Raw genomic sequence first — 12659 nt, forward strand, 5'->3', positions numbered from 1 at the left:
CCGGGGACTAGAGGTCTTCGTCAGGACCGGGCGGCGGGTCGTCCAGGACGACGGCGCCCTCGACATACAGATCCTCCTCGGAATAGCCCGCCTCGAACCCGGCTCCGCCCGGATCGCCATAGGGGGCTGCGGGATCCCGGGCCGCGGGAACGCGCCGCGCCTCGATCGGTCGGGCGACCCATCCATCGGCGCAGAAGGTGCTGCTGGCGCTGGTGCTGCAGGCCGCGGCGGGGCCGGCCGCGGACAGGGCGGCCGCAAGGGCTGCGAAGGCCAGGGCAGTGGCGACGCGGATCATGAACCTCTCCTGCAGGACCGTCGTTCCCCTTCTCCTTACCGCGCAGGTCTGAAGGGATGGTTAGCGGGCAAGGAAAAGGGCGCCTTTCGGGGGCGCCCTTCGGGAGTGTGTGGTGTGGGGGCGGCTTACATCATGCCGCCCATGCCGCCCATGTCGGGCATGCCGCCGGCGGCGGCCTTGGGCTCGGGCTTCTCGGCGATCATCGCCTCGGTGGTGATCAAGAGGCCCGCGACCGAAGCCGCGTCCTCGAGCGCGGTGCGCACCACCTTGGCCGGGTCGATCACGCCGAACTTGAACATGTCGCCGTATTCCTCGGTCTGGGCGTTGAAGCCGAAGGCCTTGTCGCTGGATTCGCGCACCTTGCCCGCGACCACCGCGCCGTCCACGCCGGCGTTCTCGGCGATCTGGCGCATCGGCGCTTCCAGGGCGCGGCGCACGATGGCGATGCCGGCTTCCTGGTCGCTGTTGGCCGCCGTCAGCCCGTCCAGCACCTTGCCGCCCTGCACCAGGGCCACGCCGCCGCCCACGACCACGCCTTCCTGCACGGCCGCGCGGGTGGCGTTCAGCGCGTCGTCCACGCGGTCCTTGCGCTCCTTGACCTCGACCTCGGTCATGCCGCCGACGCGGATGACGGCCACGCCGCCGGCCAGCTTGGCCACCCGCTCCTGCAGCTTCTCGCGGTCGTAGTCCGAGGTGGTCTCCTCGATCTGCTGGCGGATCTGGCTGACGCGGGCCTCGATCTCGGCCTTGTCGCCGGCGCCGTCGACGATGGTGGTGTTGTCCTTGTTGATCGACACCTTCTTGGCGCGGCCCAGCATGTCGATGCCGACATTCTCCAGCTTCATGCCCAGGTCCTCGCTGATGACCTGGCCGCCGGTCAGGATGGCGATGTCCTGCAGCATGGCCTTGCGCCGATCCCCGAAGCCCGGGGCCTTGACGGCGGCGATCTTCAGCCCGCCGCGCAGCTTGTTGACGACCAGCGTGGCCAGGGCCTCGCCCTCGACGTCCTCGGCCACGATCACCAGCGGCTTGCCCGACTGGATCACCGCCTCCAGCAGCGGCACCATCGGCTGCAGCGACGACAGCTTCTTCTCGTGCAGCAGGATGTAGGCGTCCTCGAGCTCGGCCACCATCTTGTCGGGGTTGGTCACGAAATAGGGCGACAGATAGCCGCGGTCGAACTGCATCCCCTCGACCACCTCGACCTCGGTCTCCATGCCCTTGTTTTCCTCGACGGTGATGACACCCTCGTTGCCGACCTTCTGCATCGCGTCGGCGATGAAGCGGCCGATCTGGGCCTCGCCGTTGGCCGAGATGGTGCCCACCTGCGCCACCTCGTCGCTGTCGCTGACCGGGCGGGCGGCGGCCTTGATCGCCTCGACCACCTTCGAGGTCGCCAGGTCGATGCCGCGCTTCAGATCCATCGGGTTCATGCCGGCGGCCACCGCCTTCATGCCTTCCTTGACGATCGCCTGGGCCAGAACCGTGGCGGTGGTGGTGCCGTCGCCGGCCTCGTCATTGGTGCGCGAGGCCACTTCGCGCACCATCTGCGCGCCCATGTTCTCGAACTTGTCGGCCAGCTCGATCTCCTTGGCGACCGAAACCCCGTCCTTGGTGATCCGCGGCGCCCCGAAGGACTTGTCGATCACCACGTTGCGGCCCTTCGGCCCCAGCGTCACCTTCACCGCATCCGCAAGAATGTTCACGCCCCGAAGCATCCGGTCGCGCGCATCCGTGTTGAACTTCACTTCTTTCGCAGCCATTTGACTCTCCTGAATTTGTTATGGAAGGACGCGGATCAGGCGATGACGCCCAGGATGTCGCTTTCCTTCATGATCAGCAGCTCCTCGCCGTCGATCGTGACCTCGGTGCCCGACCACTTGCCGAACAGGACGCGGTCGCCCGCCTGGACCGAAGGCGCGATCAGTTCGCCCGAATCCTTGCGCGCGCCCTCGCCGACCGCGATGATCTCGCCCTCGGCGGGTTTTTCCTTGGCGCTGTCGGGGATGATCAGCCCGCCCTTGGTCTTTTCGTCCGACTGGACGCGGCGGACCAGAACGCGGTCATGCAGCGGTTTGAATGCCATTGGTGAACACTCCGTGTCTCAGGTTGCAGTGTCGCTGTTGGCACTCGATGCTGGTGAGTGCCAATGGCGGTCAGATAGGCCAAAGCGCCGGGGCTGTCAACGCCGCGATGTCGCCGAAATGTGTCCGCCTGCCGCTGGCCAGTTGGCCCCCGCTGTGCCAGCCTGCCTGCCGTAACCAGTCGATCGGAGGTTCGATGCGGGCAATTCTGGCGGGTGCCGCGATGCTATGGGCAGCGCTTGCGCCGGCCCATGCGGATTGCGTGGGAAGGAATCTGTTCGACACCATGACCCCGGCGCAGCGGGCCGAGATCGAGGCTGCGGTCGAGGGGGTTCCCTACCACCAAGGCATCCTGTGGCGGGCGACCAAGGGCGACCAGGCGATGACGCTGGTCGGCACCTATCACTTTGGCGATCCGCGCCACGATCCGATGCTGGCGCGGCTGGAGCCGCTGATCGCGCAGGCCGACGCCGTCTTCGTGGAGGCGGGCCCCGAGGAGGAGCGCCGCCTGACGCGCGCGCTCTCCTCGGACCCGGGGCTGATGGTGGTTCCCACCGGACCGACCCTGCCCGAGCGGCTGGACGATGCCGACTGGCAGGCGCTGTCGGCGGCGATGGCGGATCGCGGGGTGCCTGCGGTCATGACCGCGAAGCTGCGCCCGTGGTACGTGGCGATGATGCTGGGCATCAGCCCCTGCATGATGAAGCAGGCGGGGAAGGAAAGCGCGCAGGGACTGGACCATCGGATCATCGGGCGGGCCGAGGCGCAGGGGGTTCCGGTGCGCGCGCTCGAGCCCTGGGACACCGTCTTCACCCTGTTCGGCCACCTCACCCCCGAGCAGGAGATCGAGATGATCCGCGCCAGCCTGCCCGCAGCCGCCTATGCCGACGACTATGCCGTGACCCTGACCGAGGCCTATTTCGCCGGGGACGTCTGGGCGATCTGGGAATTCGGCCGTCTTGACGCCTATCGCAACTCCGGGCTGAGCCGGGCGCAGGTCGATGCCCAGATGGATCTGGCGCAGGAACATCTGATGGAGCGGCGCAACAGGGCGTGGATCGCCCCCCTGACCGCAGGGGCCAGGGATGCCGCGGCGCGGGGCAAGGCCATCGTCGCGGCCTTCGGCGCCCTGCACCTGCCCGGAGAGAAGGGCGTCCTGAGCCTGCTGGAGCGGGACGGCTGGACCATCGAGAGGCTGGACGGCTAGCTAGCGTCCGCCCAGCACCGACAGCGCCTGCTGCTGGCCGCCCTTCACGAAGGTGATGCGGCTGTCGCCGATGTCGGTGATCGTGCCGCCGTTGATCCGGTCGCCCAGCCGCAGGGTCAGCACGCGGCCGTTGGACAGGCGCACCAGGGCGCGGCTGGCCTTGCCGGCGCCGAAGGTGCCGATGATCTGCGTGCGGTTGATCTGGATGCCGTCCTTCACAGTGGCCGCGTTGCCCGCGGTCGTGGGCGTGCGGCCGTCGGGAATGTTCGCCGCGACCTCGGGTTCTTCCTCGGCCTCGGGCGGAGCATAGCGCTGCTGGCGGGCGGCGGCGGCGCGGGCCTCGGCCTCGGCCTGGGCGCGGGCGCGGGCTTCGGCCTGGGCGCGGGCCTGGGCTTCGGCCTGGGCGTCGGCCGCGGCGCGGGACCGGGCGCGGGCCTCGGCCTGGGCCTGCAGTTCCGCGTCCATGCGGCGCTGTTCGGCCAGGGCCGCTTCCTCGGCCTGGGCCTGGGCCGCGGCGCGCAGATCCCCGGGCGAGGGCGCCAGCGCGGCTATGGCCAGCGTGGCGGTGCCTGCCGCGCCGGCGGCGGCGGCCGCACCGCCCACGGCTCCGGCTGCGCGGCGTGGCGGAAGGGCAGATGAACGAAGCGCCGTCAAAGCGACGGCGCCTGCGGGAGGAGAGCTTTCCGAAACGGCTTCGGCGACGGCTTGGTTGATGGCCGCGCCCGAAAGGCTGGCGCTGCCCGGCCCGGGATCGCCGCGGGCGACGGTTCTTGCCCCGCCGGGCCGCGCGGCCGGCCGCGCCGATCGGCCCAGACCCGCCGACGAGGGCCGGCTGCCGGGCGCTTCGGCCACCGCGGCGGCAAGCGCATCCTGCACGGCGCGCTGCGACGGGCCGCCCACCGCCAGCGGCTTGCGGGTGGGGCGGGCCTCGGCCAGCTGGATCAGGGCCGCGCGTTCCGCCGCGCCAAGGCCGCTGGCGCCCGCCTGCGCGGTGCGCAGGTCGCGCAGAAGATCGGTGAGTGCTTCCCGCTCGGCCCGGGTCAGCCGGGTGGGCTGGCCATCCTCGGCCCGGCTGCCTTCCTCGAGGCTGCTCTGCTGGTCGGGGCGTGCGGGCGGACGGTCCGATGGGGTGGCCGCGGGCACCGCGCGGGCCGGGGCCGGGGCGGGGCTGCTGGCCGGGGCGACCCTGGCGGGCCGTTCCGGCGGGCGCGCGGCCGTGACCCGGGGCGGCTGTGGACGCGCCGCCGCCGGTGGGACTGCAGACCGGGCGGGCCCGGCGAAGGGCTGGGGATCGGCCGGGACATCGGGGCGGGCATCGGTCTGCGGCGGCGGGACGGCGCGCACCGGGGCCACGCGCGGCGGACGCGCCGAACTGGCCAGGCGCGGCTGGGCGGGCGCCGTTGCGGCCGGGGCGGTCGCGGTGGGGGCCGTCTCGGCGGGCAGGGGGGCCGCCGGATCGGCAGCGGTGGCCGCCGAGGGCGTCGCAGAAGGCTGTGCCGGTGCGGGGGCTGGGGCAGGTGGTTGCGCCGCGTCCTCTGCCAGCGAGACGGCCAGCGTCGCCGCGCTGACCGGCGTCTGCGAAACCGTCGCTGCAGGGGCGGTCATGGCCTCGGCCAGCGCCTGGGTCAGGGCATCGTTCCCCTGGCCAAGGGGCGCCGCCACGGGCTGCTGCGGCGCTGGCAGGAGCCGGGCGGCGGGCGTTGCGGCGGCAGTCTCGGCCGGCGCGGGCTCCAGATCGACCGGTGCCGCCGGCACGGGCGGCGGCGCGGCCGGATCCGGGCCGGTTGCAGTTGCGGGGGCAGGGGACGCGGGCAGGGGGGATGCCAGGGCGGCCAAGGCGGTCTCTTGCGGCACGGTCGCGGCTGGTGCGGTCTCGGGTTCCGGTTCCGGCGCGACGGCGGCCTGGGGCGCCGGGTCCGTCGCGGCGGCTTGTGCCGGGTCGGTGGCGTCGCCCGACGGCGTGCCGAAGAAGAACAGCACCGCCACAAGCGCCAGGACCAGCACGCCCATCATCACCGGCAGGCGGCCGGGATCCAGACGCCGCAGCCAGGCCAGAGCGGATTCCCCCTCCCCTTCATGCTGCGGCGGGGCGGCGCGCAGGGCGCGGGCGGTCCGGGCGCGGTCGTGGACGGCCTGCGCGCGCGGCGACAGGCCGCCGGGCGCGGCGGCGGGGGCCCTGACCTCGCCGTGGCGGATCACGCCGGAGCCGGCTTCCGCGCCGGTGTCAAGCGCCGGGGCGTCCAGGGAAGCCGAGGCGACGGGCTGGGCACCGGCGGCCGCCGCGACATGGGGCACGATACGGCTGACCGGAGAGGGCGCGGCGGCCGGGGCCGCCCCCGCCGTGTCGTCCGGCACCGGATCGGCCAGGACCGGGTCGGTCACGCGCGCCTGCGCCAGGTCGGGCCGGCTGAAGGGGGCGGGCAGAGCCCTGGGCCGCCAGGCGGCTGGGGCCGAAGTCGGGCTGGCCGTCGAAGCGGTCGTCGCCGGGCCGGGCCACGAAGCCCGCCGGGCGGAAGCCCTGGGCGCGGGCGAAATCCTCGGCCTCCTCCAGGGTGCGGCGGGCGACGGCGGCCACGCGCAGCGTCTCGATGTCGCCGTTGGCCGACGGGCACCAGTCATAGGCCAGTTCGGATGCCGCATAGGGCGTCATCGACTCGAGCGCGCGGGCCACGGCGGCGGGCGTGTCCGATCCCATCGGAACGGTCAGCGTGGTGTACAGGATCTGGTCGTCGGGAATGACCAGCACCGTGTCCAGGTCGCCCGGCTGCACACCCGCCTGATCGCGCAGCGCGGCCAGCCTCTCCGTCATTTCCCGGCCCGCGAAGGGCGCCTGTCCCAAGGGCCGCCAGCCGAAGCCGTCGCGGCGTTCAAGCAGCACCGCCTCGGGCGTGAAGCTCATGGCGAAATCGGGCGGGGCGATGTGTCTGTTCATGGTGGATCACTGCTCGATGACGATCGCGTGTTTTCTAGGGCCGCGATTTGTTTCATTGGCCCAGATCTAGCGGATTTCACGTCTTGGGGAAAGCCAAACCGCAGCCCACAGAATGCAATTGCCGTGACCTTCGCCGCGTCGGATGCTGGCAGGCGCAAAAGCGATTCCCGCAGAAAGGACACCGACATGACCAGGCTTCCACGACGGCTGAGGCGGGCCGCGCTTGCGGCCTCGACGGCGCTTGCGCTTGGCGCCCCGGCGATGGCCGCGCCGGGCGGGGGCGGCGGCGCGATGTGCCCCCCGCCCATGTCGCGGCTGACCGTCACCGGCCAGGGCGAGATCCCGCGTCGCGCCGGATCTGGCGATGATCCAGCTTGGCGTCACAACCCAGGCGCCAAGCGCGGCCGAGGCGATGCGCCAGAACGCCGCGCAGCAGGCGGCGGTGATCGAGGCGCTGACCGGCGCGGGGATCGGCCAGGCCGAGATCCAGACCTCGGGGCTGAACCTGAACCCGATGGTGGACTATGGCGAGGGGCGCGCCCCTGCCGTGACCGGCTATCAGGCCACCAACATGGTGGCGGTGCGGGTGAGGGAGGTGGCCCGGCTGGGCGAGGTCCTGGATGCGATCGTCGGCGCCGGCGCCAACGAGATCAGCGGCATCAGCTTCACCCGCGACGACAGCGCCTCCGCCGAGGACGAGGCGCGCCGCGCCGCCGTCGAGGACGCGCGCCACAAGGCCGAGGTTCTGGCCGAGGCTGCGGGCCTGACGCTGGGCCCGGTGCTGGTGCTGCGCGACGCCCCCGGCGTCGAGGGGCCGCGGCCGCTGATGATGGAGGCGCGCGCGGCCTCTGACGCGGCCAAGGTGCCGGTCGCCCCCGGCGAGGTGGCCCTGTCCGCGACCGTCGAGATGCAGTTCGCGCTGAGGGGCGAGGATTGCGGGACGATGGGCGGCATGGGCGGCGGCCATCACGGCAGGGGCAGCGGCCACCACCCCCACCATGGCATGGGCGGCGGCCACCAGGGCATGGGCGGCATGGAGGGCATGGGCGGCATGGACGGGGGCATGGGCCAGGGCCGTCACGGTGACGAAGGCCGTCACGGCGGCGCCGGCGCCCTGCCCGAGGGGCATCCGCCGGTCCCGGGCCTCGATCCCGCACCGGCCCCCCAACCCAATCGCGCAACCGGTCCCGCGACCGATCCGGCAACCGATCCCGCGCCCGATCCGGCGGCCGAACCGGCGCCGGCTGCCGATCCGGCCAGGCCCCCCGCGGGCGATCTGCCGCCGCCCCTGGGCACCGACACCGGCGCGCCCGGCCCCGGAGAGCCCCTGGTGCCGATGGGCGAAACCCCGCCGGATGCCCCGGCCGCAGGGCAGACCCCCGCGAACTGACGGCGGAAAGGGGGCCTCTGCCCCTTCCTTACCCGACCGCGGCCGACAGCGCCTGGTCGAGATCGGCGATCAGGTCGGTCGGATCCTCGATGCCGATGGACAGGCGCAGCAGGTCGGGGGCGGCGCCCGCGGCGCGCTGCTGTTCCTCGGTCAGTTGCCGGTGCGTGGTCGAGGCCGAATGGATCACCAGCGACCGCGCATCGCCCAGATTGGCCACATGGCTGAACAGCTTCAGCGCGCCGACGACCTTGACCGCCGCATCGTAGCCCCCCTTGACCGAGAAGGTGAACAGCGCGCCCGCCCCCTTGGGGTAAAGCCGCCTTGCCGTCGCGTTCCAGGGCGACGAAGCCAGCCCCGCATAGCTTACCGCGGTCACCCGCGGATCGCTTTCCAGCCATTCCGCGACCTTCTGGGCATTGTCCACATGCCGGGCCATGCGCAGTCCCAGGGTCTCGATCCCCATCAGGGTGTAATGCGCGCCCTGGGGGTTCATGGTCATGCCCAGGTCGCGCAACCCGATGGCAATGGAATGGAAGGTGAAGGCCAGGTTGCCGAAGGTCTCGTGGAACCTCAGCCCGTGATAGGCGGGTTCGGGGTCGGACAGGCCGGGGAACTTGCCCGAGGCCGACCAGTCGAAGGTCCCGCTGTCCACGATGGCGCCGCCCGTGACCGTGCCGTTGCCGGTCATGTACTTGGTCAGGCTGTGGACGACCAGCGTCGCGCCCATCTCGATCGGGCGGCACAGATAGGGCGTGGCCAGCGTGTTGTCCACGATCAGCGGGATGCCGGCGGCGCGGGTGATCTCGGCCACGGCGGGGATGTCGGTGACATAGCCGCCCGGATTGCTGATCGATTCGCAGAACACCGCCCGCGTGTCTGCGTCGATGGCGGCGGCCACACCGTCGAGGTCGTCGAAATCGACGAAGCGGGCCGACCAGCCGAAGCGTTTGATGGTCTGGCTGAACTGCGTCACCGTGCCGCCGTAGAGCCGGGTCGAGGCGACGATGTTCAACCCCGGCCCCATCAGCGGGAACAGCGCCATGATCTGCGCGGCATGGCCCGAGGAACAGCAGACCGCCCCCGCGCCCCCTTCCAGCGCCGCCACCCGGTTCTGCAGGGCGCCGACCGTCGGGTTGGTCAGGCGGGAATAGATGTAGCCCACCTCTTGCAGGCCGAACAGGCGCGCGGCGTGGTCGGCGTCGCGGAACACATAGGAGGTGGTCTGGTAGATCGGCACCTGCCGCGCCCCCGTCGCGGGGTCCGCTTCGGTCCCCGCATGGATCGCGGTCGTGTCAAAGCCCTGGGTCATGTCTCTCTCTCCTTGGCGTGGCGTCGCGGAAAGGAGGTCACGACGCTGCCCCGGTTTCAATCGGCAATTATCGGCTTGTCGCGGCGCGGCCCCGCGCCGATCATGGCCCCTCACCGGCAAGAACCGTCACCGGCAAGACCCACCACCGGCAGGGACCGCCCATGCGCATGATCGACTTCGGCAGCTGGAACAGCATCCTCTCGACGGTCATCGGGATCGCGCTGGTTGCGCTGATCGGCATCGGCATCCGCGTCCTGGTGATGTTCACCGTCCAGCAGCGGCGCGAACGGATGAACCGGCAGATCAACGAAAGGCTGCGGGTGCTGGTCGCCGCATACAAGGTGCTGGGCGGCTCTTTCACCGGGGATCTGAGCGTCGATCCCACCCACAGGCGCGACCTGCGCCAGCGGCTGGCCGAGGATCCGGCCGATCCCGCGGAAGGATCGGACCGCCGCCGCCGCATCCGCGACGCGGTGGAGGCGGCCCTGTCCGACATCCTGCTTCTGGGCACCGAAACCCATGTGCGCCTGGCCGAACGCGCGGCGCGCGACCTGGTCGCGGGGCGGCCGGTGCACACCGACGAGCTGGTGCGGTCCCTGCGCGACTTCATCCGCACCGCCCTGGACCTTGAGCCCGTCCCGGTCGGCCTCGCCATCCCGCCCCAGGGCCCGACCCGCCCCGCCCCCGCATCCAAGGGCCGCGGCGGAGAGGAGAGGCAGTCCCGCGGCGGCGGCGGCGGAGGCGGCGGCGGGGGCATGGGCGGCGGTGGCGGCATGGGCCTGGGCATCGGCCCGGGCCGGCAGGCCGACGATCCCGCCGCCGGCGCCTGAACGCCTAGCGCTGGCGGCGGGCCATGAAGGCCAGCTTCTCGAACAGGGCCACGTCCTGTTCGTTCTTCAGCAGCGCCCCGTGCAGCTTCGGCAGCATCGTGTGGGGATCGCGCTTCAGATCCTCGGGCGCCAGATCCTCGGCCAGGATCAGCTTCAGCCAGTCCAGCAACTCGCTGGTCGAGGGCTTCTTCTTCAGCCCCGGCGTCTCGCGCAGCTCGAAGAACTGCGTCAGCGCCTGGTCCAGCAGCCCGCGCTTCAGGCCGGGGTAATGCACGTCGACGATGGCGCGCAGCGTGTCGGCATCGGGAAAGCGGATGTAATGGAAGAAGCAGCGGCGCAGGAAGGCGTCGGGCAGTTCCTTCTCGTTGTTCGAGGTGATGATGACCACCGGCCGGTGCGCGGCGCGGATCGTCTCGCCCGTCTCGTAAACGTGAAACTCCATCCGGTCGAGCTCCTGCAGCAGGTCGTTGGGAAACTCGATGTCGGCCTTGTCGATCTCGTCGATCAGCAGGACCACCTTCCCGGGCGCGGTGAAGGCCTGCCACAGCTTGCCCTGGCGGATGTAATTCGCCACGTCATGGACCCGCGCATCGCCCAGCTGGCTGTCGCGCAGCCGCGAGACGGCGTCGTATTCGTACAATCCCTGCTGGGCCTTGGTCGTTGATTTCACATGCCATTCGATGATCGGCAGGCCCAGGCTCTCGGCCACCTGGCGGGCCAGTTCGGTCTTGCCGGTGCCCGGTTCGCCCTTGACCAGAAGCGGCCGTTCCAGCGTCACGGCGGCATTGACGGCAATCGCCAGTTCGGGCGGGGCGACGTAACGGCCGGTGCCGGTGAACTGCATGAAACTCTCCTTTCAAGTGAATTACTTGGGCCGCAAGCCAGGTAACGGCGATTGTCATTGCCGGTTTTCGTTTCGCCTAGTGACAAGCAGGACGTCATACTTTAAGGGGGCGCGCAAGGTGCCGGTTTCGCGATCCAGCCCGGCGCCGCCGGAGAGGAATATGAAAGCCCAGACCTTCCTGCCTCAGGACTATCGTCCCGCCGAGGACGAGCCGTTCATGAACGAACGGCAACTGGAATATTTCCGGCGCAAGCTGGAGGCCTGGAAGCAGGAACTGCTGGAACAGTCGGCCGAGACGCTGGAGGGTCTGCAGGACAGCGCCCGTTCCGTCCCCGACCTGGCCGACCGCGCCAGCGAGGAAACCGACCGGGCCCTGGAACTGCGCACCCGCGACCGCCAGCGCAAGCTGGTCAGCAAGATCGACGCCGCCCTGCGCCGGATCGAGACCGGCGAATACGGCTATTGCGAGATGACCGGCGAGCCGATCAGCCTGAAGCGCCTGGATGCCCGCCCCATCGCCACCATGACCCTGGAAGCCCAGGAACGCCATGAGCGGCGAGAGCGGGTCCACCGCGACGACTGACGATGCCCGGCGCCCTGCACGCGCGGCCCGTCACGGTCGTCGGCGGCGGCGTCGCGGGCCTGACGGCCGCCATCGCCCTGCGCCGCCGCGGCGCCGCGGTCACCGTGCTGGAACGCGCCCCGGCCATCGCCGAGGTCGGCGCGGGCCTGCAGCTTTCCCCCAATGCCCTGCGGGTGCTGGATGCGCTTGACCTGCTGCCGGCCATCGACGCGATGTCGCTGCCCAGCCGGGCGGTGCGGCTGCGCGATGCATCGGGCCGGGATGTGGTGCGGCTGGATCTGGCCGACCGCCCGCAGTCCCGGTTCCGGCTGATCCATCGCGCCCGCCTGATCGAGGTCCTGGAACAGGCGGCGCGCGGGGCAGGGGTGCGGATCGACCTGGGCCGCCAGGTGGAGGCCCCGCCCGACGCGCCGCTGGTGATCGGCGCGGACGGGCTGCACAGCCGCATCCGCGCCGTCCTCAACGGGCGCGAGGTGCCCTTCTTCACCGGCCAGACCGCCTGGCGCGCCGTCATCGCCGACCGGACCGCCACGGCCGAGGCGCAGATCTTCATGGGCCCGGGCCGGCATCTGGTCAGCTATCCCCTGGCGGGCGGGCTGCGCAACATCGTCGCCGTGCTGGAAACCCGCGACTGGCAGGACGAGGGCTGGTCCCATCCCGACGATCCCGCCCATCTGCGCGCGGCCTTCGCCCGTTTCGGCGGCCCCGTGCCGGGCTGGCTGGCGCAGGTGGAACAGGTTCACGTCTGGGGCCTGTTCCGACACGAGGTCGCGGCCCGCTGGCAGGACGGCCGCCTGGCCATCCTGGGTGATGCGGCGCATCCGACGCTGCCCTTCATGGCGCAGGGGGCCTGCCTCGCGATCGAGGACGCCTGGACGCTGGCCGCGTGCCTCGACGCCCAGCCGGACCAGGCCGCCGCCTTGGACCGCTACGAGGCGCTGCGCAAGCCGCGCGCCGCGCGGGTGGTCGAGGCGGCCAACGCCAATGCCCGCAACTATCACCTGACGGGGCTGACGCGGCTGGCCGCCCATGCGGCGCTGCGCCTGGGCGGCAAGGTCGCGCCCGGCGCGATCCTGTCGCGGTTCGACTGGATCTACGACTTCGATCCTGTTGCAGAAACCGCCTGAAATCTTCTGTGCGGAAATATCCCACGGGGGTCCGGGGGTGTGAAACCCCCGGCCTTTC

Annotated in this window: 11 protein-coding genes; 5 read left to right on the plus strand and 6 right to left on the minus strand. The window is 71.4% G+C overall.

Features of this window, described 5'->3' with window-relative positions:
• Positions 1 to 7: 7 nt before the first annotated feature.
• The 3 genes from ACZ1HC_RS08710 to ACZ1HC_RS08720 all read right to left on the minus strand — a co-directional run bounded on the left by ACZ1HC_RS08710 (position 8) and on the right by ACZ1HC_RS08720 (position 2381).
• Positions 8 to 295, minus strand: a complete 288-nt coding sequence (locus ACZ1HC_RS08710; protein WP_472699630.1) for a hypothetical protein — start codon at positions 293 to 295, stop codon at positions 8 to 10.
• 125 nt (positions 296 to 420) lie between these two features.
• Positions 421 to 2058 (minus strand): chaperonin GroEL, encoded by a 1638-nt coding sequence (gene groL / locus ACZ1HC_RS08715; RefSeq protein WP_472698218.1) that lies wholly within the window; start codon positions 2056 to 2058, stop codon positions 421 to 423.
• Positions 2059 to 2093: 35 nt separating this feature from the next.
• Complete coding sequence (locus tag ACZ1HC_RS08720; RefSeq protein WP_472699631.1) at positions 2094 to 2381, minus strand: co-chaperone GroES; 288 nt, start codon at positions 2379 to 2381, stop codon at positions 2094 to 2096.
• Positions 2382 to 2641: 260 nt separating this feature from the next.
• On the opposite strand from ACZ1HC_RS08720, the gene ACZ1HC_RS08725 reads away from it, so the two are divergent.
• Positions 2642 to 3586 (plus strand): TraB/GumN family protein, encoded by a 945-nt coding sequence (locus ACZ1HC_RS08725; RefSeq protein ID WP_472699632.1) that lies wholly within the window; start codon positions 2642 to 2644, stop codon positions 3584 to 3586.
• On the opposite strand, the gene ACZ1HC_RS08730 is transcribed toward ACZ1HC_RS08725, so the two are convergent.
• Positions 3587 to 5968, minus strand: coding sequence for a hypothetical protein (locus ACZ1HC_RS08730; RefSeq protein WP_472699633.1), 2382 nt, complete (start codon positions 5966 to 5968; stop codon positions 3587 to 3589).
• A gap of 914 nt (positions 5969 to 6882) precedes the next feature.
• Here ACZ1HC_RS08730 and ACZ1HC_RS08735 point away from each other — a divergent pair.
• Positions 6883 to 7908, plus strand: coding sequence for an SIMPL domain-containing protein (locus ACZ1HC_RS08735; protein WP_472699634.1), 1026 nt, complete (start codon positions 6883 to 6885; stop codon positions 7906 to 7908).
• 28 nt (positions 7909 to 7936) lie between these two features.
• Here the strand turns inward: ACZ1HC_RS08735 and ACZ1HC_RS08740 are convergent, their stop codons facing one another.
• Positions 7937 to 9217: an O-acetylhomoserine aminocarboxypropyltransferase/cysteine synthase family protein gene (locus tag ACZ1HC_RS08740; protein WP_472699635.1), complete on the minus strand. Its 1281-nt coding sequence runs from the start codon at positions 9215 to 9217 to the stop codon at positions 7937 to 7939.
• A 161-nt stretch (positions 9218 to 9378) separates the two neighbouring features.
• On the opposite strand from ACZ1HC_RS08740, the gene ACZ1HC_RS08745 reads away from it, so the two are divergent.
• Entirely contained in the window at positions 9379 to 10047 is a 669-nt protein-coding gene (locus ACZ1HC_RS08745) for a hypothetical protein (RefSeq protein ID WP_472699636.1), read from the plus strand.
• A 4-nt stretch (positions 10048 to 10051) separates the two neighbouring features.
• Here the strand turns inward: ACZ1HC_RS08745 and ACZ1HC_RS08750 are convergent, their stop codons facing one another.
• Positions 10052 to 10891 (minus strand): AAA family ATPase, encoded by an 840-nt coding sequence (locus ACZ1HC_RS08750; RefSeq protein ID WP_472699637.1) that lies wholly within the window; start codon positions 10889 to 10891, stop codon positions 10052 to 10054.
• 160 nt (positions 10892 to 11051) lie between these two features.
• On the opposite strand from ACZ1HC_RS08750, the gene dksA reads away from it, so the two are divergent.
• Both dksA and ACZ1HC_RS08760 read left to right on the plus strand, forming a co-directional pair.
• Positions 11052 to 11474 (plus strand): RNA polymerase-binding protein DksA, encoded by a 423-nt coding sequence (gene dksA / locus ACZ1HC_RS08755; RefSeq protein ID WP_472699638.1) that lies wholly within the window; start codon positions 11052 to 11054, stop codon positions 11472 to 11474.
• Positions 11475 to 11476: 2 nt separating this feature from the next.
• A complete protein-coding gene (locus tag ACZ1HC_RS08760) occupies positions 11477 to 12601 on the plus strand; it encodes an FAD-dependent oxidoreductase (protein WP_472699639.1) in 1125 nt (374 codons plus the stop codon).
• The last annotated feature ends 58 nt before the right edge of the window (positions 12602 to 12659 follow it).

Source organism: Paracoccus sp. BR5-17, assembly GCF_055693925.1.